The sequence below is a fragment of the Cupriavidus sp. CP313 genome (assembly GCF_054072015.1).
The window spans coordinates 81,238-104,963 of record NZ_JBSVZB010000026.1 but is presented as its reverse complement, the minus strand read 5'-3'; the positions used below and the strand labels follow the sequence as shown (position 1 = coordinate 104,963).

Here is a 23,726-nt window from a genome sequence, read left to right as displayed (position 1 = left end):
GCCGCGCAACCGGATCGACGATGACCGTATTCCTCAACCATATCGACGGCGAATGGGCGGCCTGCCAGTCGGGCCGCACCTTCGATAACGTCAACCCGGCCGACACCGCCGATATCGTGGGCCGCTTCCAGGCGTCTGCCGCGGTGGACGCGCAGGCGGCCGTCGCCGCCGCCGCGGCAGCGTTCGCCGGCTGGAAGAAGACCCCGGTCGGCAAGCGCGCCGCCATCCTCATCCGCGCCGCCGACCATCTCGAGGCCAACGCCGACAGCATTGCCGCCGAGCTGACCCGCGAGGAAGGCAAGGCGCTGGCGCTGGCCCGCGACGAAGTCCTGCGTTCGGCCCAGACGCTGCGCTTCTATGCGGTGGAAGGGCAGACCTTCACCGGCGAGGTGTACCCGAACGACGACCCCGACCAGCTCGTCTACAGCCAGCGCGAGCCGCTGGGCGTGGTGACGGTGATCGCGCCGTGGAATTTCCCGGTATCGATCCCGGCGCGCAAGATCGCGCCGGCGCTGGTGACCGGCAACACGGTGGTGTTCAAGCCGTCGTCCGAGGCACCGCTGTCGGGCTACCGGCTGGCCGAGGCGCTGGTCAAGGCCGGCCTGCCCAAGGGCGTGCTGAATTTCATCACCGGCAGCGCCGCCGAGATCGGCGCGACCATCACCGAGGCGCCGGCCGTGCGTGCCATCTCGTTCACCGGCTCGTCGCGCGCCGGCGAGCAGATCCACCGCGCCGTGCCGCTGACCACGCGCACGCAGATGGAGCTGGGCGGCAAGAACCCGCTGATCGTGATGGAAGACGCCGACCTCGATCGCGCCGTCGACCTGACCATCAAGGGCGGCTTCTCGCTGTCGGGGCAGGCGTGCACCGGGACCAGCCGCGTGCTGGTGGCACAGGCGGTCAAGGCAGCATACACCGAACGGTTGCTGGCGAAGGTGGCGACGCTCAAGGTCGGCAGCGGCATGACCGCCGGCATGGACCTGGGGCCGCTGGCCTCGCACAAGCAACTAGAAACGGTGCTGCGCTATATCGATATCGGCAAGTCCGAGGCCACGTTGCTGTGCGGCGGCGCGCGCCTCGCAGGCGGCGACTTCGACAAGGGCTACTACGTGGCGCCGACGGTGTTCACCGACGTGACCCAGCAGATGCGGATCGCGCGCGAGGAGATCTTCGGGCCGGTGATCGCGATCCTGGGCTTCACCGACTACGCCGACGCCATCGCCAAGGCCAACGACACCGAATACGGCCTGGCCGCGGCCATCGTCACCAGCAACCCGCGCTACATCCACCACTTCGCCACGGACATCGAGGCGGGCACGGTCAAGGTCAACCGCACCACCACCGGCAACCTGGTCAACGCGCCGTTCGGCGGGGTCAAGCGCTCAAGCACCTCGACCTTCCGCGAGTCGGGCCGCACGGGGCTGGAGTTCTATACGCAGGTCAAGACGGTCTACCGCGGCGTCTGAACCCGGCCGTTACAAGGAGTCAAAGAGACATGAAAAAAGCCATCAAGCTGGAACTGCGCGAGGCGCGCCATATGGTTGCTGCGGCGATCCGGCGCTCGGAGGAAATCGGCGTGCTGGAGTCGATCTGCGTGGTCGACGAGGGCGGCTACCCGCTCGCGCTCGAGCGCATGGACGGTGCCCGCATCACCGGGCCGCAGATCGCATGGAACAAGGCGTTCACGGCCGCGGGGCACAAGCGCTCCACGCACCTGTTCACCACGCCGCCCAACGGCCCGGCGCTGCCGGGCAACGAGGCGTTCGGCATCCAGTGGAGCTTCGAGGGCAAGTTCGCCGCGTTCGTGGGCGGCTTCCCGATCGTGGTCAACGACGAGGTGATCGGCGGCATCGGCCTGTCCGGCGGCAACGGCGAGCAGGACACGCAGGCCGGGCTGGCGGCGCTGCAGGCGCTGGCCGAGCTGCTGGCGCCGCAGGACCTCAAGGTGCTGGTGCAGGCCGATATCAAGAAGTAGGGGGCGCCATGTCGTACCGCATCCAGATCGCCGAAACGCAGCAGGTCTTTTTTGTCGAACGCGGCGAGACCCTGCTGCAGGCCGCGGCGCGCGCCAGCATCGCCTTGCCGCACGACTGCCAGCTGGGCGGCTGCGGCACCTGCCGTATCCGGCTGCTGGACGGGCAGGTGCGGTATGACGAGGAACCGTTCGGTCTGGCCCCGGACGAGGCCGCCGCCGGCTACGCGCTGGCCTGCCAGGCGCAGCCGCTGGCCGACCTTGTCATCAGCACGGCGCGCGAGGACGAGGCCTGCAACGAGCCCGCACGTTATCGGGCACTGGTGCAGGCCGTGCGCGCGTTGTCGGCTGACGTTTTGCATATCGAGCTGGAAGTGCCGGACGCTGGTGCGCTCGACTATCGTCCCGGCCAGTACCTGAAGCTGCTGAGCGAGGACGGGCGCGCGCGCAGCTTCTCGATGGCCTCGGTGCCGCGCGACGGACGGGTCGACCTGCATGTGCGGCGCGTCCCGGGCGGCGCCTTCACCGACGGCATCCTGCCGCAAATGAAGGCGGGCGACGCCATCGATGTCGAACTGCCGCTCGGCACCTTCTTCTACCGCGCCAGGGATTACCGGCCACTGCTGATGGTGGCCACCGGCACCGGGCTGGCGCCGATCAAGGCAATCCTCGAATCGCTGATGGACGATCCCGACTGCCCGCCGGTGTCGCTGTACTGGGGCATGCGGCAGCCGGAAGACCTGTACCTGCATACCGATATCCCTGCATGGGGTGAACGGCTGTATGACTTCCAGTACGTGCCGGTGCTGTCCCGTGCCGGCGATTCGTGGCAGGGCCGGCGTGGCTACGTGCACGATGCGGCGCTGGCAGACCTGGGTGACCTGAGCGAGCACGCCATCTATTTGTGCGGTTCTCCCAATATGATCCGAGACGCGCGCGCCGCTTTCCTGGCGAGCGGGGCAAGTACGGATCACATCTATGCGGACAGCTTCACCTTCCAGCATTGTTAAGACATGGCGGTATACAGGGAACGGCTGGTATACAATGACGCCAGCCTTTCCGCTTACGCCTTTGCCGACCCATGTCCCTCACTCCATCTCCTGCCGCGCCCGCCGAGCCGCTGAGCCTCGGTGCCAGCCACTCGCCGCTGTTCGCCCTTGTCACCGACAAGCTGCGTGAAGGCATCCTGAACGGGAAGTACGCGCCAGGCGAACGGCTGGTGGAAAACAAGCTGTCGGCCGAACTGGGCGTGTCGCGCATCCCGGTGCGCGAAGCGCTGCGCGCGCTGGCCAGCGAAGGCCTGGTGGTAATCGAGCCGCGCCGCGGCGCGACGGTGGCCAGCCTGTCGCCTGTGATCGCGCGCGAGATGGTGGAGGTGCGCGCGACGCTGGAAGGCCTCAACGCCAAGCTCGCGGCGCAGCGCCGCGACCCGGCGCTGGTGGCGGAACTGGAAGCCGTGCTGCGCCAGGGCATGGATGCCGCCGCGCAGGGCCGCGCGGATGAGCTGCTCGCCCTCAATACCCGCTTCCATGAAGTGCTCGGCACCATAGCCGCCAACAGCGTGCTGCAAGAAATGATGCGTTCGCTGCGCGAGCGCACCGCGGTGCTGTTCGGCCCGGCCAACGTGGTTCGCGCCCGCCAGAACTGGGATGAACACGCCCAGATCCTGCAGGCAGTCATCGCCGGGGATGCCGACCTTGCCGCCTTGCTGGCCGCGCGCCATGTCTACAGTGCCGCCAAGGCGGCAGACTTGCCGGTGGACGGGCAGGGCAGGGCAGAGGCGGCCTGAGGGCGTCGGGCCCCGGGTTTTTCCTCTCCCGTTTTCAGCATTTCGTTGCATGCCCGGCAATTGGGCATTGCATGCGCCGTCATGACGCATTGCACCAATTTAGGTATACTGTAGGCATTCCAGATCAATAGGGATTTACCATGCAGTCGCCTGAGCAATGCTATCTGTCGCAACCCGTCGGCCAGCAACTGTTGCACCACTTTGCCGCGCGCGATGCCATTCGTCATGCCACGCCACTGCTGCCGCTGCGCCTGCGCGATATCGGCCGCTTCCTGCTGGCAATCGGCGGCCGCGCGCCGCGTCGGGGCCATTGCGGAGCCGGACTGGTTGACTTGGCGGCTCCTTCGCCCCCCCGCTGCTGTCCTGGCAGGCGTTCTGCCTGCCGCCCCTCCCCAAGCACCTTTCCATCGCTGCGTGCTTCCGCACGCTCGCGCATGTCATTTTCTCTTGCTCTCCAGGCAAGACGGAATATAGTATACCAACGCATTCGCAGTACCTCCCGAAGCCTGTCCTAATACGCCCCCACCGTGCCCCTGCCGGCGCGGATAACGACAAGGAGTCGATGTGAACCTGTCCGACCGGACTGCCGGCGGTTTTCCGCCGTCATGGGAGGTGGCAAAGCGGCTCGCTGCCGGCGAGGTCTCCGCGGTGGAACTGGTGGATGCCTGCGAGGCCGCCTGGCGCGACTGGCACGGCATCATCAATGCGCTGGTGCTGTCGGACTTCGACGCCGCCCGCGAGGCGGCAATGGAAAGCGACCGGCGCCGCCGGGCCGGGCAAGCGCGCGGCGTGCTCGATGGCGTGCCGTTCTCGGTCAAGGAATCGTTCGACGTCGCCGGCTGGCCGACCACTTGCGGCAATCCGGCCATGCGCGGTCGTGCCGCCCAGCGTGACGCCGTAGTGGTGCAGCGCCTGCGAGAGGCCGGCGCCGTGCTGCTCGGCAAGACCAACGTCCCGCTTGGCCTGCGCGACTGGCAGAGCTACAACGACATCTACGGCACGACCCGCAATCCGCACGATCCGTCGCGCACGCCGGGCGGCTCGTCCGGCGGCAGCGCGGCGGCGGTGTGTGCCGGCCTGTCGTATTTCGATGTCGGATCCGATATCGGCTCCTCGCTGCGCAATCCGGCCCATTACTGCGGCATCTTCTCGCTCAAGCCGAGCCATGGGCTGGTGCCGCTGGATGGCCACGGCGTTGGACCGGCCCGCTTCGGCGAGCAGGACATCAATGTGGCCGGCCCGCTGGCACGCAGCGCGCGCGACCTGGAGCCGGTGCTGCGAGCCATCGCCGGCCCACACGGCGACGAGGCGCTGCCGTACCGCCTGGACCTGCCGGACTGCCCGCAGCGCAGGCTGGCCGACTTCCGCGTCGCCGTGCTGCCCACCCATCCGCAGGCCGAAGCCGACGGCGAGGTCGCCGCGCAGATCGAACAGCTCGGCCACTGGCTGGCCGGGCAGGGCGCCCGCGTGGACTGGCACGTGCGTCCTGACTTCGACGCCGCCGAACTGTGGTACGTCTACGTGACCCTGCTGCGCGCCACCACCGCCGTGCACATGGACGCCGCCGCTTATGCCGATGCGCTGGCCCACAGCGCCGCCGCCCCCGCGGACGACCATTCCTATGCCACCCTCCAGTACACCGGCGCGGCGCTGAGCCACCGCGACTGGCTGCGCCTGCAAGCCGCCCGCGAGCGCTTTGCCTCGGCCTGGCGCCGCTTCTTCTCTGCCTATGACGTGCTCCTGTGCCCCGCCGCCGCCACCACCGCCTTTGCGCTGAACGAGGAGGGCGAGCCCTGGCAACGGAGCATCACCGTCAACGGCCGCGCGCAGCCGATGACCACGCAATTGTTCTGGGCCGGCCATTCCGGGCTGTGCGGGCTGCCTTCGGCGGTCGCGCCGATCGGCCCCGGCACCAGCGGCCTGCCGGTCGGCGTGCAGATCGTCGCCGGCCGCTACCGGGATCTCACCGCCCTGCGCTTTGCCAGCCTGCTGGAAGACGCGGGCTACGCGTTCCGGCCCCCGCCGCGGCCGTCTGTCTTGCCGGCGGACCACAACAACTAAGCCACAACACCACACACACCACACACACCACAGGGAGGGATCATGTTCGACTGGTTCCGTGATTTGTCGCGCATGGAGCGCAAGGGCTTCTATGGCGCGTTCCTTGGGCATGCGGTCGATGTCTTCGACTTCATGATCTATTCGTTCCTTATCTCCACGCTGCTCGGGCAATGGGGCATGAGCAAGTCCACGGCGGGAGCCATCGTCACGTGGACGCTGGTGTCGTCGCTGGTGGGCGCGATCGGGGCCGGCATCCTGGCCGACCGCTACGGGCGCGTGCGGGTGCTGCGCTGGACCATCGTGGTGTTCGCGGGGGCCTGCTTCCTGTGCGGGCTGGCGCAGTCACCGGAGCAACTGATGCTGTTCCGCATGATCCAGGGCCTGGGGTTTGGCGGCGAGTCGTCGCTGTGCATGGTGCTGGTGACGGAAATGATCCGCAACCCGGCCCATCGCGGCAAATACTCTGGCTTTACCGCCAGCAGCTACTCCTTCGGCTGGGGCGCGGCGGCCATCGTGTACGCGATCGCCTTCAGCGTGCTGCCGGCGGAGACGGCGTGGCGGGTCTGCTTCTTCCTCGGCATCCTGCCGGCGCTGGTGGTGGTCTACCTGCGCCGCAACCTGGAAGAGCCGGAAATCTTCCTGAAGAGCCGGGCGGCCGGCCGGCAGGGGACGGCGCTGGCAGGCCTCGGCCGGCTGTTCCGTGGGCCGTTGCTGTCCAAGACCTTGCTGTGCAGCCTGCTCTCCGGCGGGATGCTGGGCGCGTACTACGCCATCGCCACGTGGTTGCCGACCTTCCTCAAGACCGAGCGCGGCCTGTCGGTGTTCGGCACCAGCTCTTACCTGGCGGTTACCATCATCGGCTCATTGATCGGCTACGTGGCGGGCGCCTACGCCACCGACCGCTGGGGCCGGCGCCTGACCTACATCGTCTTCGCGGCCGGGGCGTTCGTGGCGGCGCTGGTCTATATGGTGATCCCGGTGTCGAATACGTCGATGCTGTTCCTTGGCTTCCCGCTCGGCATCCTGATGCAGGGCGTGTTCGCGGGCATCGGCGCGACCATCTCCGAGTCCTATCCTAACGACATCCGGGCGACGGGGTATGGCGTGTCGTATAACGCCGGCCGGGTCATCGGCTCGCTGTTCCCGCTGTCGGTTGGGTGGCTGAGCACGGGGCAGACCTCGCTGCCGACTGCGATCGCCATCGTGGCGGGAGTCGGCTACGCGATGGTGGTGGTCGCCGCGGTGCTGCTGCCCGAGACCACCGGCATGGACCTGGGGCAGGCGGGCGGCGGCGGGGAGAAGGAAGAGACCGCGCCGCTGGCGCAGCCGGCAGGCTCAATCGCCTGAGGCCGGTCCCGGTTCTGAGGGCGCGCCGCGCGCCCTTAGAGCACCCACGCCGAAATCGCCGGCAGCATCAGGCTGGCCCCGATCCCGATCAACACCCCGAACGCCACCCTGCGCGTCGTCATCGGCGAGAACGGTGGCGGGAAGCGACGCCCCAGCAACGTGGCGATCACCACCACCGGCACGGCAATGGCGGCCTGCACGCACACAGCGGCATCGAGCTGCCCCTGCCAGGCAGAGAACAGTGTGCGCACGGTGGAGGTCACGGTAAAGACCAGGATCAGCGCGCAACGGATTTCAACCGGCTTCATCGGCTGCCGGTAGAACTGGAAAATCAGCGGCGGGCCGGAGACGCCGAACATGCCGCTCAGCAGTCCGCCGAATACCCCGCTCACGAAGAAAGTGCCGTCGCCGGAGCGTTGCGCCAGCGGCGCGGGCTTGAGCGCGGCGCTGAGGCCGCCATACAGGATCACGGCGCCCAGCAGCAACTGCAGCAACGTGGCCGCGCTGCTGCTCAGGTACTCCAGCACCAGCACGCCGACCACTACCGACGGCAGGATGCCGATGGCCGCCGCGGCGACGGCGCGCCAGTCGATATGCTGCAGCTTGCCTGGCAGCGCGCAGGCGCTGTTGGCCAGCGTGACCAGGCTCACCACCGCGGCCACGGTGGCCACCGGCGCCAGCCCCAGCCCGCTGGTGACGCCCATCACGATCATGCCAAGGCCAAAGCCGGTCACCGTCTGGAAATAGGTGCCGGCGCCGAGCAGGGCCTGCAGGCCCAGCAGCGGCAACAACAGTTCTGCTTTCATGCCGCCGCCTGCTCGCCCTTGCCGGCCTGTTCCGCGGTGGCTTGCGCCTGGACCACGGTGACGGCGATGACATGGAACACATCGTCCGCGCTGCAGCCGCGCGAGAGGTCGTTGGCGGGCTTGTTCAGCCCCTGCAGCATCGGCCCGATGGCCTTGGCGCCACCGACCCGCTCGGCCAGCTTGTAGCCGATATTGCCGGCTTCCAGGCTGGGGAACACCAGCACGTTGGCGTGGCCGTTCACCTGCGAATGCGCGACCTTGCGCGCGGCGATCTCGGCGACGATGGCGGCATCGAGCTGCACGTCGCCATCGATGGCCAGGGCCGGGCGCTGCGCGCGCACGCGCTCGGTGGCGGCCACGACCTTGTCCACCGCCGCATGGCTGGCGCTGCCGCTGGTCGAGAACGACAGCATGGCCACGCGTGGCTCTTCCATCAGCAACGTGCGTGCGCTGTCGGCCGCGGCCATGGCGATCTCGGAAAGCGCATCGGCATCCGGATCCACCACCAGCCCGCAGTCGGAGAAGATCAGCCCGCCCTTGAGCGTGTGGAAAGGCTCGCACAGCATCATCAGGAAGAAGCTCGACACCAGCCGGAAGCCCGGTGCCAGCCCGATCAACTGGATCGCGTTGCGCACCACGTCGGCGGTGGTGTGGGCGGCGCCCGCCACCGAGCCGTCGGCATGGCCGAGGCGCACCATCAGGTTGGCGAAGCACAGCGGATCGAGCACGGCGCGCTTGGCTTCATCGAGCGTCATGCCTTTCTTCTGGCGCAGCGCAAAGAGTTGCTGCGCGAAGGAGGGTGTCAGCGCCGAGGTCGATGGATCGACCAGCGTCATGCCCGCCAGCTCGATGCCGTGGATGGCCGCGGCGGCGTTGATCTGGCGGGTGTTGCCCACCAGCACGATGTGGGCGATGCCTTCCTGCGTGGCGCGTTGCGCGGCTTGCAGGATGCGTGGGTCTTCGGCCTCGCACAGCACGATGCGGCGGGGAGCGGCGCGGGCGCGGTCGATGATGCGGAGGATGGCTTTCATGGTGGTTGGCTCGGTAAAACTGAAAAAAGGGCCAGCGACCTGCGCTATGCCCTTGGTGTTCTCCCCTCTCCCGCTTGCGGGAGAGGGGCCGGGGGAGAGGGCAGGCGCTCGCCATGCTGCCGCGCCTCACTTCGTGGACGCACCGGCCCTCTCCCCAACCCTCTCCCGCAAGCGGGAGAGGGAGCACGCCGTCAGCTGGCGGTGTGCAGTACCTCGATCAGACGTAGTCCTTGTACTTGTCCAGATACCGCACCGGCTTGGCCAGCGCATCGCGGCGGAACGGATCCCCCAGCTCACGCGTGCACATGATCTCGATGATCGTGGTCTTGCCATGATTCATCTGCAGGTCGATGGCGCGCTTCAGGGCCGGGCCGACATCTTCCAGCCGATCCACCACGATGCCTTCGGCACCCATCGCCTTGGCGATGTCCGCAAAGCTCTGGTTGTCCAGCTCGCCCGCCACAAAGCGGCGGTTGTAGAAGTCCACCTGGTTCTTCTTCTCCGCGCCCCACTGGCGGTTGTGGAACACCACCGCGGTCACCGGGATGTTGTGGCGCACGCAGGTCATGGTTTCCATCAGGCTCATGCCCCAGGCGCCGTCACCGGCGTACGACACGGCCGGGCGGTGCGGTGCCGCGACCTTGGCGCCGATGATGGTCGGGAAGGCGTAGCCGCAGTTGCCCCAGCTCATCGCCGCGAAGAAGCTGCGCGGCTTCTCGAAGCGCAGGTAGCTGTTGGCCACCGAGTTGATGTTGCCGATGTCGGTGGACACCATCACATCTTCCGGCATGGCCTTTTCCAGCTCGCGCAGCACCTGGCGCGGATGCAGGTACTGGCCGCCGGTGGGCGTGCGCTCCTGCTTCTGCTCTTCGATCATGTCCAGGCTGTACGGGTCGCGCTCATGGGTCCAGTCGTCCAGCTCCTTCTCCCACGCGGCCTTTTCGTTGGCGATATCGGTGGCGCGGGCGTCGCGGCTGGCGTCGCAGGCCAGCGTGCGGCCGGCCAGGCGCTGGGTCAGCGCGACCGCGGCGGCCTTGGCGTCGCCGCAGATGCCCACCGAGATCTTCTTCACCAGGCCCAGCATCTTGTGGTCGGCGTCGATCTGGATGATCTTGGCGTTCTTGGGCCAGTAGTCCATGCCATGCTGCGGCAGCGTGCCGAACGGTCCCAGGCGCGAGCCCAGCGCGATCACCACGTCGGCGCGCGAGATCAGCTTCATCGCAGCCTTCGAGCCCTGGTAGCCCAGCGGGCCGCACCACAGCGGATGGCTGGCGGGGAACGAGTCGTTGTGCAGGTAGCTGTTGACCACCGGTGCGCCCAGGCGCTCGGCCAGGGCCTTGCACTCTTCGATCGCATCGGCCATCACCACGCCGCCGCCCGAGATGATCACCGGGAACTTGGCGTTGGCCAGCAACTCGGCCGCTTCGTTCAGGCTCTGCTCGCCGCCGGGGCCGCGGTCGAGGCGGCGCGGCTGCGGGATCTCGACGTTGACCTTGCCGTAGAAATGGTCACGCGGGATGTTCAGCTGGGTCGGGCCCATTTCCGCGGTGGCGCGGTCGAAGCAGCGGGCGGTGAACTCGGCCATGCGCGCCGGGTTGGTGACATGGCCCTGGTACTTGGTGAACTCCTGGAACATCGGCAGCTGGTTGGCTTCCTGGAAGCCGCCCAGGCCAATGCCCATGGTGCCGGCCTCGGGCGTGACGATCACCACCGGGCTGTGGGCCCAGTAGGCAGCGGCGATCGAGGTCACGCAGTTGGAGATGCCGGGGCCATTCTGGCCGATCACCACGCCGTGGCGGCCCGACACGCGGGCGTAGCCGTCGGCCATGTGGCCGGCGCCTTGTTCGTGCACCACCGGGATCAGGCGGATGCCCGCCGGCGCGAAGATGTCCATCGCATCCATGAAGGCCGAGCCCATGATGCCGAACATGTCGGTCACGCCATTGGCGGCCAGCGTTTCAACGAAGGCTTCCGACGGGGTCATGGTCTGCGGGCCGGCCGGGACCTGGCTCTCCTTCGCGGCGGCCGAGCCACCGGAAACGGCGGGATTCGAGGTGGTATCGAGGTCGCGCATGGCGTTGTCTCCTGATGAGGGTCTTATAAAGTGGAACAGGACGTTCCGGAAAATTGCTCGTTGGGGGAAATGTAGGCGGAAGACTCCGATTGGTCAATAGGAAGTTTTGATTTATGGAATGAAACGAATGAAAAAATGAGACAAAAATCCGATTGAGGTGTCGTAAACGCCATTTATCGGGCGTTGATACGCGCTGGGAGGACGGGGAAATCGGGATGCGCCCGGGCCGGGCAGGCAAGCAGGACGCCGGTGAGAGAGATCACCGGCGCTGGCGAATATGGCGGGAGGTGTGACGAGCCCGCCGCCTCAGGGACGCGGCGAGGAAGTGCGAGCTGGCGCGCTCAGCAGGGCGCGGTTTGACTGGGCTGCATGCTGGTGAAGGGGGCCGCGTCAGCGTACCGACAACGCTTCCAGCACCGGCAGGTTGCCCTCGCCGAAGCCCTGATGCCCGTCGCGCTGGACGATCTCGAAAAAAAACTCGCCCGCCTCGCGCCTCACGAACGCCTGCAGGAAGCGCTCCTGCGTGCGATCGGCACGCATGGCGCCGTCGGCCAGGATGCCGTAGCGCTGCAGCGCGGCCAGGTCCAGGCCATGGCCGGGCAGGCGCGTGTCGACGGAATCGTAGTAGGCCGCCGGCGGCTGCACAAACTGCACGCCGTTGCCCGCCAGCGCAGCAGTGCTGGCGAGTATGTCGGCGCTGGCCAGCGCAATATGCTGGATGCCCTCGCCGTGCTGGTCCGACAGGTAGTGGCGCATCTGGTCATGGCGCGTCGTTCCCTTCTCGTACAGCGGAATGCGAATGCGCCCGCACGGCGACACCAGCGCGTGCGCCTCGCTGGCTGGCTGGAGTTCGCGGAAGCCCAGCACCTTGCGGTAGAAGTCCAGCCATTCCTCGAGATGGCCTTGCTCCACGGCCTGGGTCAGGTGGTCGACGCGCAGCAGCCCCGCGTCCGGCGCATTGTCGGGCTGCGGCAACGGGCGAAAATCGACGTCGTAGATCGAGATATCGCCCACGTCACCTGGCCGGCCTTCCTTGCCGCGCCAGCGGTCGATGAAGTAGAGGATCGACTGGCCGATGCCCTGGATGGCGGGGATATTGAGCTCCATCGGCCCCACGGTGCCGCCCTCGAAGGGCCATGCGCCAGCTTCCAGCGCGCGGGTAAAGGCGGCCGCGGCATCGTTCACGCGGATGCCGATGGCGCAGATCGACAGGCCGTACTCGCTGGCATATCGCGTCGCGAACGAATCCGGCTCGGCATCGACGATGAAATTCATCTCGCCCTGCCGGTACAGCTTCACGGCCTTGTGGCGGTGACGGGCGACGGCGGCAAAACCGAAGCGTTCAAGGGTGCGGCCCAGCGCGGCCGGGTCGGGCGAGGCAAATTCGATGAACTCATAGCCCTGGATGCCAAGCGGGTTGTCCCAGGGCTGGGAATCGTCCGCGCGCGGGGCAGAGACGTCTGCGGCGTTCATTGTCATGGCTCCTGTGAGGGTGGCGGGGGGACGGTGCCGAGCCTTGCGGCGTCGATGGATCATAGCAACGGGCCCGCGCCGGGCCACGTCCGGGCAGCGAGGGAGAGGACCTCGTAGAAACCCGAACTGCGCGCCTTGATCGCGCATACGCGTTCACTTATCGCGCAATATGACGCGAGGTGCGCTTGGCGGACGGGCGGTCGAGCACTAATCTCCGGTCAACGAAAAGCACCAGGCCGGCCACGAGGCCAACGTCCCGAACTTACGACCATCATGATCAACGGCAAAACCACGCTCATCCCGCACCTTGGCTATCCCACGGAGTCGTTCAAGGCGCCGATGATCTATAACCCCTGGTTCGCACAGCAGGGCATCGACGCGGTGGTGGTGCCAATGGGCGTCAAGCCCGACGACTATGCCGAAGTGTTCCGTTCCCTGTTTCGCCTGACCAATATCCGCGGCGCGCTGGTGACCATGCCGCACAAGGTCGCCACGCTGGAACTGGTAGACGAACTCACGCCGGCCGCCCGCATCGCCGGCGCCTGCAACGCCGTAGTGCGGCGCGACGACGGCACGCTGGTCGGCGACCAGTTCGATGGCGCCGGCTTTGTGCGCGGCATCCGGCGCAAGGGTTGCCTGCTGGAAGGCGCGCGCGCCATCGTGTCGGGCAGCGGTGGCGTGGGCAGCGCGATCGCCGCATCGCTGGCCGAAGCGGGCGTGGCGGAACTGGCGCTGTTCGATGCCCGCGAAGGCGCCGCAGGGGCGCTGGCCCGGCGCCTGGCCGAGCACTACCCGGCCTTGCGCGTGACCACCGGCTCGGCCGATCCGCATGGCTTCGACGTGGTGGTCAACGCCACCCCGCTGGGGATGAATCCTGGCGACCCGCTGCCGTTCGACGTCTCGCACATTGCCACCGGGGCCATGGTGGGCGAGGTAGTGATGAAGACCGAATACACCCCCTTGCTTGAAGCCGCCATGGCCCGCGGCTGCAAGGTCCAGGTGGGCACCGACATGCTGTTCGAGATGATCCCGGCTTACCTGGAGTTCTTTGGCTACGGCACCGCCACGCCCGACGCGTTGCGCGCCGTGGCACAAATCAAGTACTGATGGCGGCCGCTGCGCCGCCGCCCTGATCAGCACCCGAGCGGATGCCATCCCCATAAAGGCACGCCGGCAAGCATTTCTCATCCAATAGTGGAGACAAACAACATGACAACGACACACAAGGATCTGCCAGCGGCTGCCGCGATTGGCAAGTCGCTCGGCGACAAGATCCGCGCGGCCTTTGCCTTTGGCACGGTCCGCTGGGGCATGCTGGCGCTGGTGTTCTTCGCGACCACGCTGAACTACATCGACCGTGCCGCGCTTGGCGTGCTGCAGCCGGTGCTGGCCAAGGCCATGGCCTGGACCGCGCAGGATTACGCCAACATCAACTTCTGGTTCCAGGTGGGCTACGCCATCGGCTTTGCGCTGCAGGGCCGGTTTATCGACATGGTCGGCGTCAAGCGCGCCTTCGCGCTGGCGGTACTGCTGTGGAGCATCGCGTGTGGTGCCCATGCCTTTGCGGCGTCCGCGGTCGGCTTCATGATCTGCCGCTTCTTCCTTGGCTTGTCGGAGGCGGCCAACTACCCCGCCTGCGTCAAGACCACGCGCATCTGGTTCCCGGCGAGCGAGCGCGCCATTGCCACCGGCATCTTCAATGCCGGCACCAATGTCGGCGCCATGCTCACGCCGATCATGCTGCCGCTGATCCTGCAGGCCTGGGGCTGGCAGGCGGCCTTTATTGTCATCGCCTCGCTGGGTGCGATCTGGCTGGCGTTCTGGTATGCCCGCTACCACAACCCGGAACAGCACCCGACCGTCAGCGCCACTGAACTGGCCCACATCACGCACGACGTCGAACCGCCGCCGCACCGCATCCGCTATTCGCAAATCCTGCGCATGCGCGGCACCTGGGCCTTTGCCCTGGCCTACGCCATCACCGCGCCGGTATTCTGGTTCTACCTGTACTGGCTGCCGCCGTTCCTGAACCAGCAGTACCAGCTCGGCATCAGCGTCACGCAGATGGGCCTGCCGCTGATCGTGATCTACCTGGCGGCCGACGTGGGCAGCGTGGGCGGCGGCGCGCTGTCGTCGTGGCTGATCAGCCGCGGCATGCCGGCGGTGCGTGCGCGCCTGCTGTCGATGCTGGTGTTTGCTGCATGCATCATCTCGGTGGTGATGGCCGCCGGCGCCAGCAGCCTGTGGATGGCCGTGGCCGCGATCTCTATCGCCATCGGCGCGCACCAGGCGTGGACCGCCAATATCTGGAGCATGGTGATGGACTACACGCCCAAGCATGTGGTCAGCTCGGTGTTCGGCTTCGGCGGGATGATCGGCGCCATCGGCGGCATGTTCATGACGCAGCTGGTCGGCTACGTGCTCACCGTGACGCACAACAACTACGCGGTGCTGTTCACGATGATCCCCTGCGCCTATTTCCTCGCGCTCACCTGGCTGTTCTTCCTGGCCCCGCGCAAGGTGCCTGAGGTCGCCTGACGCCTTTCGATGCCGCCTGACCCGGCGGGGCGTTCGCCCCGCCGACAATAAAACACAGAGACAAAGCTCCAATGCAAAAACGACTGATTGCGCTGCTCGCGCTGGGCGCGGGCAGCCTGCCCGCGCTCGCCCAGACTTCCGGTGGCGTCACGCTCTACGGGCTGCTGGATACCACCATCCGCTACAGCACCCATGAGGACGTGGCCGGCCACAGCCGCACGCAGATGACCGATGGCGTGCTCACCGGCAGCCGCTGGGGACTGCGCGGCACCGAGGATATCGGTGGCGGCAACAAGGCCTGGTTCATCCTGGAGTCGGGTTTCTCGCCCGACACCGGCACCAGCCAGCAGGGCGGGCGGCTGTTCGGGCGCACCGCGGTGATCGGGCTTGACGGCGGCTACGGCAAGCTGGCGATCGGCCGCCAGTACACGCTGGCCCATGAGGTGCTCTCGTCCTACGAGGCCATGGCCTTCGCCAACAATTCCATCGTCGGCTACCAGGGCGGCAACTACACCGGGCTGCGCTACGACAACACCGTCAAGTACATCAAGAGCTTCAACGGCCTGCAGGCGGCGGCGGCCTACACCTTCGGCGAGGTGCCGGGCAGCATCAAGAGCGGCTCGGCCGCAGCCGGCTCGCTCGCCTACACGTCGGGGCCGCTGGAGATCGGCGCCGTGTACCAGCAGACGCAGAACGTGACCACGGCCTTCTTCGGGGCGGTACCGGCGGCGCAGGCCAGCAAGCAAACGGTGTGGGGCCTGGGTGGCACGTGGAAGGCGGCGCGGGCGCAATACTACCTTGGCTATACCAACAACCGGCTGGATGTGGCGGACTACCGCAACAACGTCGGCTATGTGGGGACGCGGTTCAATATCACCGACGCGCTGGTGTTTATCGGCACGCTGCAGTACGACTGGCTGCGCCATGCAGGGCAGGGGGGCAAGCGGCTGACCACGGCGGGCATGCTGGACTACAACTTCAGCAAGCGCACCGATGTGTATGTGGAGGTGGACTACACCCACCTGCAGGGGCAGTGGATTGCGTTGAACAGTTCGCCGACGTTTGCTAACAGTGGGAATACTTATGGCAATGCGTCGCGCATCGGGGTGATGGCGGGGGTGCGGCACAAGTTCTGATGGGGAATGCCGCCGCGCAACGCCCAATGCGCGGTGGCATCCGCTTAATCCGTTTATTCAGCCGCGGCCGCTGTCACCAGCACCAGCGCCTCAACCGCCAACGCATATCCCTTCACCCCCAGCCCCGCCATCACCGCCCGCGCCACCGGCGAGATCCATGAGTGATGCCGGAACGCCTCGCGCGCGTGCACGTTAGAGATGTGGTACTCGACCAGCGGCACCGCCGCGCCCTTGATCGCATCATGCAGCGCGATCGACGTATGCGTGAGCGCCCCCGCATTCAGCACCACGCCGACCATTTCCCCTTGCGCGCACAGCCGCCCCGCCTCATGGATCCAGTCGATCAGCTGGCCTTCATGGTTGGTCTGCCGGCATTGCGCCTCCAGCCCCAGCCGTTGCGCGGCTTCCTGGCAGATGCGCTCCACATCGGCCAGCGTTTCACTGCCATAGACTGCCGGCTCGCGGGTGCCGAGCAGGTTGAGGTTGGGCCCGTTGAGCACCAGTACTGTCTTCATCATGTCTCCTGGAATCGGCCGCGGCGCTGGCGCGGCCATCGCCGATAGCCTATCGTTAGTCCCTTCATCCCATCATCGACCGCCATGGAAACTCAGAATGCGCTGACGGCGAACAATGACCCGTTCCTGCGGGACCTGCGGCTGTTCTGCACGGTGGCGCGGCGCGCCAGCTTTATCGCCGCCGCCAACGAGACCGGCATCTCGCCGGCACATGTCAGCAAGCGCATCGCCATGCTCGAAGCCATGCTGGGCGCGAAGCTGTTCCACCGCACCACGCGCCGCGTCAGCGTGACCGCCGAGGGCGAGAGCGCCTTTGCGTGGGCACAGAAGATCCTGGAAGACGTCGACGGCATGCTCGAGGCCGTAGGCGCCACCGGTGGCGAGCCGCGCGGGCTGCTGCGCATCGCCACCAGCGTGCGGCTCGGGCGCAGGCATGTGGCACCGGTGCTGTCGCGGCTGCGGCAGCAGCATCCGGGGCTGGAGGTCTGGCTGGAGCTGCTCGACCGGCGCGTCGACCTGATCGGCGAAAGCTTCGACCTGGACATCCGCGTGGGCGAGGTCGAGGAGCCGCACCTGATCGCCAGCAAGATCGCCAGCGGCAGCCGCGTGCTATGCGCCGCGCCGGCCTACCTCGCGCGGCGCGGCATGCCGGAGCATCCGGCCGAGCTGCCCCGGCACGACTGCCTGCTGCTGCGCGAGCGCGACCAGGCCTTTGGCGTATGGCGGCTGCAGGGGCCGGACAGGTGGGAGACGGTAAAGGTGACCGGGCCGATGGCATCGAACCACAGCGACGTGACCCACCAGTGGGCACTGGAAGGTTTCGGCATCATCATGGCTTCGGTCTGGGACGTGGCCGCCAGGGTGCGCGCTGGCGAACTGGTGCGCGTGCTGCCGGACTGGCAGCAGCCGGCCGATATCTGGGCCGTGACCAGCGCACGGGCGTCGGGCTCGGTGCGGATGCGCGTGTGCCTTGAGTTCCTTAAGGCGCAGTTGTCGCAGGGACCGCAGGCGCTGGCGACGACGCTGGACTAAAGCACCCGCATGATCAGCAGCGCGGTGTCCTGCAACACCTGCAGCACCCGGTCCAGCGCCTGCTGCGGGGTCTCGTCGCCGATCGGCATGTTGACCGAGAGCGCGGCGATCACCTTGCCGTGGCGGTCGCGCAGCGGCACGGCGATGCCGCGCACGCCGGTCTGCAACTGCTGCTCCAGCATCGCATAGCCCTGCGCGCCGGCCTTGCGGATCTCTTCGAGCAGGCGCTCGTGCTGCAAGATGGTGTACGGCGTGTAGGGCGCGAGCACGCAGGTTTCCAGCCATTCGCGCACCTGCTCCTCAGGGCGCGAGGCCAGCATCATCACCCCGGCCGAGCCCAGCGGCGCCGGCACCCGTGCCCCCAGCACGAAGCCGGTGCTCATCACGCGGCTGGTGCTGGTGCGGGCGATAAACACCAGCTCCCAGCCATCGAGCACGCTCAGGTAGGCCGCCTCGCCGAGCTGCGCGGTGATTTGCTGCAGGAACGGCTGCACCGTGCGCGGCAGCCGCGCCGAGTCGAAATACGACCAGCCCACCTTGAGCACGCGCGGCGTCAGGCTGAACAGCGTGCCGTCGCTGGTGGTGTAGCCGAGGTGCTCCAGCGTCAGCAGGTAGCGACGCGCAGCCGTGCGCGTCAGGCCAGTCAGCTGCGCCGCCTGCGTGGGCGTGAGGCGCGGATGGTCGTTGTCGAAGGCCTCCAGGATGGCCAGGCCTTTTTCCAGCCCGGCGATCCAGTCGCGCCGGTTCAGCGGTTCTTTTTCCATGGTTAACCCGAATTTCGCGCGAGGGATGATCGCAATGGAGCGATTATCGCACGCTTGCGCGCGAATTGTGGTTGTTGACGGGCTGGCTCGCTCATAACCTTTGGGGCAATACCGTCGCCACCTCGCAATCGCCATGACCGCAGCCCGCAGGCCTCTCCCGAAATCGATCGCCACCGTCTCGCTGTCCGGCACGCTGCCGGAAAAACTGGAAGCCGCCGCGGCCGCGGGCTTCGACGGCGTGGAGATCTTCGAGAATGACCTGCTGCATTTCGACGGCTCACCGGCCGAAGTGCGCCGCATGGCGGCCGACCTCGGCCTGCAGATCCTGCTCTACCAGCCGCTGCGCGACTTCGAGGCCATGCCGGATGACCTGTTTGTCCGCAATATGGCGCGCGCCGAACGCAAGTTCGACGTGATGGAGCAGCTTGGCGCGGAGATGGTGCTGGTGTGCAGCAATGTGCAGGAGGTGGCCATCGACGATCCCGCCCGCGCTGCCGCCGACCTGCGCCGGATGGCAGAGGCCGCATCGCGGCGCGGGCTGCGCGTCGGTTACGAGGCGCTTGCCTGGGGCCGCCATACGCGCCGCTGGCGGCAGGCGTGGGACATCGTGCAGCGCGCCGACCACCCCGCGCTGGGGCTGGTGCTGGACAGCTTCCATACGCTGTCGCTGGGCGATTCGCTGCAGGGCCTGGACGTTGTGCCGGCGGACAAGATCTTCTTTGTGCAACTGGCCGACGCGCCACGCCTGTCGATGGACGTGCTGTCGTGGAGCCGCCACTACCGCAACTTTCCCGGGCAGGGCGACCTGCCGGTGACCGATTTCGCCCGCGCTGTGCTGCAGGCGGGCTACAACGGGCCGTTGTCGCTGGAGGTCTTCAACGACGACTTCCGCGCGGCGCCGGCACGGCTGACCGCGCAAGACGGGCTGCGCTCGCTGATCTGGCTGGAGTCCGAGGCGGGCGGCACGCCGCTGCCTGCGCCGCCGGTGCTGGGTGGCGTGGATTTCGTCGAGTTTGCCGTCGATTACGTGGCTGGCCGCGAACTCGCGCAACGGCTGGAATCGCTTGGCTTTGCCCATGCCGGCCGCCATCGCTCCAAGGCGGTCGACCTGTACCGCCAGGGCGGCGTCAACCTGATCCTGAATGCCGAGCAGGACAGCGCCGCCGCCGAGCACTTCCAACTGCACGGCCCGTCGGTGTGCGCCATCGGCCTGAAAGTGGACGACGCACGCCGCGCCGTGGCGCGCGCCCGCGCGCTGCTGTGCAAGGAGTGGCGCGAGCCGGTGGGGCCCGACGAGCGCGTGATTCCCGCGCTGCGCTCGCCCGACGGCATGCTGTTCCACCTGATCGACGACCGCGACGCCGACCGCAGCATCTATGAGAGCGACTTCCTGCTCGATGCGCCCGCGGAAACCGTCCACCACGGCGCCGGGTTGTTTGCCATCGACCATATCGCGCAGGCGCTGCCGGCGAACCGGCTCGACAGCTTCGTGCTGTTCTACCGCTCGGTGTTCGCCATGCGGCCGGAGGCCGTGCATGAGATCGCCGATCCGTATGGCCTGGTGAAGAGCCGCGCCATGGTCAGTCCCGGCCAGCATGTTCGCATCCCGCTCAACGTGTCCGAGAGCGGCCGCACCGCCACCGGGCGTTTTGTCGCCGCTTACGCGGGCTCGGGCGTGCACCACATCGCCTTCCGGTCGGAACGCATCGGGCAGACGCTGGAAGCCATCGACCGCACCCGCGCCGCGATGCTCCACGTGCCGGACAACTACTACGACGACGTGGCCGCGCGGCTCGCGCTCGACGACGCGCTGTTGGAACGCCTGCAAGGTCTCGGCCTGCTCTACGACCGCGACGCCCACGGTGAATTCCTGCACGCCTACACCGAGCCGTTCCACGAACGGTTTTTCTTCGAACTCGTGCAACGCAGCGGCTACACCGGCTACGGCGCGGTCAACGCTTCGGTGCGCATGGCCGCACAGGCGCAGCTGCGGCACAGCTGAACATCATCGTCACCCGCTCACAACATTCCCTACAGGAGACATTCCATGCAAGAGCCGTGCATCATTTCCGTGGCCATCACCGGTTCCGTGCCGCGCAAGAAAGACAACCCGGCCGTGCCCATTTCGGTGGCTGAACAGATCGAAAGCACACACGCCAGCTATGAGGCCGGCGCCACGCTGGTTCACCTGCACGTGCGCGACGAACTGGAAAATTCGAGCTCCGATCCGACGCGATTCGCCGCGCTGCAGGAAGGCATCCGCAAACACTGCCCGGGCATGATCGTGCAGTTCTCTACCGGCGGACGCGGCCGCGAGGCCAGCCAGCGCGGCGCGATGCTCCATCTGCGGCCAGACATGGCTTCGCTTGCCACTGGCTCGGTCAACTTTCCCACCAGCGTCTACGAAAACCCGCCAGATTTCGTGCGCACGCTGGCCACCACGATGCGGGAATTCCACGTCAAGCCGGAAATCGAGATCTTCGACCTGGCGATGCTCTACAACACGGCGGAACTGGTGAAAGAAGGGCTGATCGCGGCGCCGCCGCACGTGCAGTTCGTGTTCGGCATCCGCAATGCGCTGCCGGCGCGGCGCGAGATCCTGGCGTTCCAGGTCGAGCAACTGCAAACGCTGTTGCCGGGCGCGACATGGACGGCCGCCGGCATCGGCCGCCACCAGCTGGAAGTCAATCACTGGACGCTGGAGCTCGGCGGACACTGCCGTACCGGTCTGGAAGACAACATCCGCTGGGACCAGGACACACTGGCAGCCAGCAACGCGCAACTGGTTGGCCGCGTGGCGCAGCTTTGCGAGCAGTACGGCCGGGCGGTGGCAACGCCGGCACAGGCGCGGGCGCTGCTCGGGCTGAACTAACGGCGGCAGCGGGGCGGCTAGGTCGCCCCGACGGGCCGCCCCGGCAGCTCCCGGTCGCGGGCCGCCGCCACAGTGCCGCCCACGCCGCTGGCGGCGATCACCGCAACGCCGAGCACGGACCACGCATCGGGCAGATAGGCGAATGCCAGCCAGCCGCCAAGCATCGCAAAGGCGATCTGCAGGTAGAGATAAGGTGTCAGCAGGCTGACCGGCGCGCGGGCATAGGCAAGGACCAGGAACAGGTGGCCGGCGGTGCCGGCGAGCGCCATGCCGGCGAGCAGGCACCAGTGCGATGCCGTGAGTTGCGAGGTCCATGCGCTCGGCAGCGCTGCCGAGAGCAGCACCGTGGCAACGCAGCCTGTATAGAAGTGCGTGGTCCCGACGCCATCGGCACGGGTCAGCACGCTGGTCAGCAACTGGTATGCGGCATTGGACAGCACTGTCCCCAGCGGCAACAGCATCGCGGGCTGCAGGCCGGCGCCCGGCCGGATCACCACCAGGGCCCCGACAAATCCCGTCAACAGGAAGAGCCACCGCACGGCCGACACGCGTTCGCCAAGCATGGCCGCCGCGGCCAGCGCCATCGCCAGCGGCGTCAAGCTCACAACTGCGGTGAACTGGCCCACCGGCAGGACCTGCAGGCTGAAGAACGCGCACATGCTGGACAGCAGCATCGTCACGGCACGCGCGCATTGCAGCAGCGGCCGCCGCGTGCGCAGCAAGGCCCGGCCGCGCGCGGGCAGCAAGACCGCGGCGGTCAACGCCGCCTGCACGAGATAGCGCAGCCACAGCGCCATGACGACTGGCACTGCCGCGCCGGCAATCTTCGTCAGCGTGTCGAGCGTGGCGAAGCACGCTACCGCGGCAATCATCAGCGCGATGCCCTGCAGTGCCCGGGCGCCTCCCATGCGAATCACGCCGCAGGCCGGCAAGCTGCGCTTGCCACGGCCATCCGTCTCTGCACCATGTCACCGATCCACGTTGGCTTTGTCTTCGGTGTGCAGGTTACTGGCAGCAGCGGGCGTCATGACGGCAATGGATGGAAAGTCAGAATTCGCTGGCAGCGAATAATCCGGCTGGACGACGGAGAAAGCGCCCGCACGGGATCAATGATGGACGCGATCAGTGAACCAAGCCGCCCTTGACGAAGCGTACCGGCTCGGCATCCATGCGCAACAGCAGCGCGGTCAGGCCGTCTGGAGCCGGCGCGGCATTGCGCGAGGTGTTGGCGGTGGGCGCCGACACGCACACAAGATCCGCATCGGACCATTGCCGGCCCGCTGCACCGCGCGCCCGCAGCCAGCCAGCGCGATCCGCCAGCAACTGGGTACCGGCCAGCCGCGCAGGCGATTCGCCGGCGATCGATGCCACTGCCTGCCATGCATGCGGCGACGTGGCCGTGCAGCCGGCGCGAAAGCGCGGTATTTGCGCGGGCGCCTTGCCGTCCTGCGTCACCAGCACGGTCAGGAAGCGCGGATCCTCGTACGGGAGGGACTCCACGCCATCGACCGCCACCAGCCGCACCCGCTGGCCGCCGCGCCATTGCGACAGCGCCAGCGGCGCATCGCTGCCGCAGCGGATCGCCATCTCCGGCAGCCGCAACGGCACTGGCCAGTTGCCATCGGCGCCGGCGCCACTGCCGGCGGACAGCGCCTTCATGTAGTCGATCACGGCCCATGCCTCACGGTCGCCAAACTGGCTACGCAAGCCTGGCATGGTGAGCCGGCCGTGGCGGTCGCGCATGCCGGCGAGTACGTGCCAGAACAGTTCGCCATCGGCGCGGCGCGCGAGCAGGGGGCTGACCAGGGTTGGAGGCCACTGGGCGAGGGTTGCGGCCAAAGTCCCTTCGCCACGGCCATCGGCACCATGGCAGCCGGCGCAGTGCTGCGCATAGACGCGCGCGCCGAGCGCGATGGCATCGACGGAAAAGCGGGTAGGGCTGGCGTGAAAGCTGGTCGGCATGGCAGGGCCGAGCAGCAGCGATGCCTTAGGCCACGGCGCCACCAACAGGGCCATCGCACCAGCCCCAAGCAGCACCACGCGCTGACGCCGCCACGCCAGCGCTACAATGACGGCCAGCACGGCAAAGCCGATGGCGCAAACGCTCAGGCCGACCTGGCGGGCGAGGCCAAGGTCGATCAGCAGCGTTTCTCCGGCGATTCGCTGCGCCCACGGCCACGCCAGCTGTCCATGGCTGTCGCCGGTCAGGCCGAGGGCGTGCCACAGCGACAGCAAGCCAAGCTGGCATTTCTCGATCAGCACAAGCAGTGCATTCAGCCATGCCTGCGGAGGCGGGCCGCTCATGACGCGGCCCGC

General features: G+C 67.5%; 20 protein-coding genes. 12 read left to right on the top strand and 8 right to left on the bottom strand.

Annotated elements, in window-relative coordinates; translation table 11 throughout:
- The first annotated feature begins 20 nt into the window (after positions 1-20).
- The 6 genes from ACW4E8_RS29450 to ACW4E8_RS29425 all read left to right on the top strand — a co-directional run bounded on the left by ACW4E8_RS29450 (position 21) and on the right by ACW4E8_RS29425 (position 7,169).
- On the top strand, positions 21-1,466 hold the full coding sequence (locus ACW4E8_RS29450; RefSeq protein ID WP_456807728.1) for an aldehyde dehydrogenase family protein: 1,446 nt from the start codon (positions 21-23) through the stop codon (positions 1,464-1,466).
- A gap of 29 nt (positions 1,467-1,495) precedes the next feature.
- Positions 1,496-1,975 (top strand): GlcG/HbpS family heme-binding protein, encoded by a 480-nt coding sequence (locus tag ACW4E8_RS29445; protein ID WP_013953475.1) that lies wholly within the window; start codon positions 1,496-1,498, stop codon positions 1,973-1,975.
- A gap of 8 nt (positions 1,976-1,983) precedes the next feature.
- A complete protein-coding gene (locus ACW4E8_RS29440) occupies positions 1,984-2,982 on the top strand; it encodes a 2Fe-2S iron-sulfur cluster-binding protein (protein ID WP_456807727.1) in 999 nt (332 codons plus the stop codon).
- Positions 2,983-3,053: 71 nt separating this feature from the next.
- Entirely contained in the window at positions 3,054-3,761 is a 708-nt protein-coding gene (locus ACW4E8_RS29435; RefSeq protein WP_456807726.1) for a GntR family transcriptional regulator, read from the top strand.
- 564 nt (positions 3,762-4,325) lie between these two features.
- The gene (locus ACW4E8_RS29430; RefSeq protein ID WP_456807725.1) at positions 4,326-5,822 is read left to right on the top strand and encodes an amidase; all 1,497 of its coding nucleotides are present in this window, start codon (positions 4,326-4,328) and stop codon (positions 5,820-5,822) included.
- A gap of 42 nt (positions 5,823-5,864) precedes the next feature.
- Positions 5,865-7,169, top strand: coding sequence for an MFS transporter (locus ACW4E8_RS29425; protein ID WP_456807724.1), 1,305 nt, complete (start codon positions 5,865-5,867; stop codon positions 7,167-7,169).
- A 35-nt stretch (positions 7,170-7,204) separates the two neighbouring features.
- On the opposite strand, the gene ACW4E8_RS29420 is transcribed toward ACW4E8_RS29425, so the two are convergent.
- The 4 genes from ACW4E8_RS29420 to ACW4E8_RS29405 all read right to left on the bottom strand — a co-directional run bounded on the left by ACW4E8_RS29420 (position 7,205) and on the right by ACW4E8_RS29405 (position 12,553).
- The gene (locus ACW4E8_RS29420; RefSeq protein WP_456807723.1) at positions 7,205-7,975 is read right to left on the bottom strand and encodes a TSUP family transporter; all 771 of its coding nucleotides are present in this window, start codon (positions 7,973-7,975) and stop codon (positions 7,205-7,207) included.
- Positions 7,972-9,006 (bottom strand): phosphate acetyltransferase, encoded by a 1,035-nt coding sequence (gene pta / locus ACW4E8_RS29415; RefSeq protein ID WP_456807722.1) that lies wholly within the window; start codon positions 9,004-9,006, stop codon positions 7,972-7,974. The genes ACW4E8_RS29420 and pta overlap by 4 nt, the downstream gene beginning before the upstream one ends.
- A gap of 217 nt (positions 9,007-9,223) precedes the next feature.
- On the bottom strand, positions 9,224-10,990 hold the full coding sequence (xsc, locus tag ACW4E8_RS29410; RefSeq protein ID WP_456807750.1) for a sulfoacetaldehyde acetyltransferase: 1,767 nt from the start codon (positions 10,988-10,990) through the stop codon (positions 9,224-9,226).
- Between the two features lie 480 nt (positions 10,991-11,470).
- Entirely contained in the window at positions 11,471-12,553 is a 1,083-nt protein-coding gene (locus ACW4E8_RS29405) for a 4-hydroxyphenylpyruvate dioxygenase family protein (protein ID WP_456807721.1), read from the bottom strand.
- A gap of 273 nt (positions 12,554-12,826) precedes the next feature.
- Between ACW4E8_RS29405 and ACW4E8_RS29400 the strand changes: the two genes are divergently transcribed.
- From ACW4E8_RS29400 to ACW4E8_RS29390, 3 genes are all read left to right on the top strand, one after another.
- Positions 12,827-13,660, top strand: coding sequence for a shikimate dehydrogenase family protein (locus tag ACW4E8_RS29400; RefSeq protein WP_456807720.1), 834 nt, complete (start codon positions 12,827-12,829; stop codon positions 13,658-13,660).
- A 102-nt stretch (positions 13,661-13,762) separates the two neighbouring features.
- On the top strand, positions 13,763-15,091 hold the full coding sequence (locus ACW4E8_RS29395; protein ID WP_456807719.1) for an MFS transporter: 1,329 nt from the start codon (positions 13,763-13,765) through the stop codon (positions 15,089-15,091).
- A gap of 71 nt (positions 15,092-15,162) precedes the next feature.
- Positions 15,163-16,227: a porin gene (locus tag ACW4E8_RS29390; RefSeq protein ID WP_456807718.1), complete on the top strand. Its 1,065-nt coding sequence runs from the start codon at positions 15,163-15,165 to the stop codon at positions 16,225-16,227.
- A 53-nt stretch (positions 16,228-16,280) separates the two neighbouring features.
- Here the strand turns inward: ACW4E8_RS29390 and aroQ are convergent, their stop codons facing one another.
- Positions 16,281-16,742 carry a type II 3-dehydroquinate dehydratase gene (aroQ, locus tag ACW4E8_RS29385; protein WP_456807749.1) on the bottom strand — a complete coding sequence of 154 codons (462 nt, stop codon included), beginning with the start codon at positions 16,740-16,742 and terminating at the stop codon, positions 16,281-16,283.
- Positions 16,743-16,826: 84 nt separating this feature from the next.
- Between aroQ and ACW4E8_RS29380 the strand changes: the two genes are divergently transcribed.
- A complete protein-coding gene (locus ACW4E8_RS29380; protein ID WP_456807717.1) occupies positions 16,827-17,774 on the top strand; it encodes a LysR family transcriptional regulator in 948 nt (315 codons plus the stop codon).
- Here ACW4E8_RS29380 and ACW4E8_RS29375 read toward each other — a convergent pair.
- Entirely contained in the window at positions 17,771-18,538 is a 768-nt protein-coding gene (locus ACW4E8_RS29375) for an IclR family transcriptional regulator domain-containing protein (protein ID WP_340521764.1), read from the bottom strand. The two genes, ACW4E8_RS29380 and ACW4E8_RS29375, sit on opposite strands and share 4 nt — an antisense overlap.
- Before the next feature lie 133 nt (positions 18,539-18,671).
- Between ACW4E8_RS29375 and ACW4E8_RS29370 the strand changes: the two genes are divergently transcribed.
- A complete protein-coding gene (locus ACW4E8_RS29370; RefSeq protein WP_456807716.1) occupies positions 18,672-20,540 on the top strand; it encodes a bifunctional sugar phosphate isomerase/epimerase/4-hydroxyphenylpyruvate dioxygenase family protein in 1,869 nt (622 codons plus the stop codon).
- A gap of 45 nt (positions 20,541-20,585) precedes the next feature.
- On the top strand, positions 20,586-21,410 hold the full coding sequence (locus ACW4E8_RS29365) for a 3-keto-5-aminohexanoate cleavage protein (protein ID WP_456807715.1): 825 nt from the start codon (positions 20,586-20,588) through the stop codon (positions 21,408-21,410).
- Between the two features lie 17 nt (positions 21,411-21,427).
- Here ACW4E8_RS29365 and ACW4E8_RS29360 read toward each other — a convergent pair whose 3' ends face one another.
- Complete coding sequence (locus ACW4E8_RS29360; RefSeq protein ID WP_456807714.1) at positions 21,428-22,318, bottom strand: DMT family transporter; 891 nt, start codon at positions 22,316-22,318, stop codon at positions 21,428-21,430.
- A 214-nt stretch (positions 22,319-22,532) separates the two neighbouring features.
- A complete protein-coding gene (locus ACW4E8_RS29355; RefSeq protein ID WP_456807713.1) occupies positions 22,533-23,714 on the bottom strand; it encodes a c-type cytochrome in 1,182 nt (393 codons plus the stop codon).
- Positions 23,715-23,726: the final 12 nt, after the last annotated feature.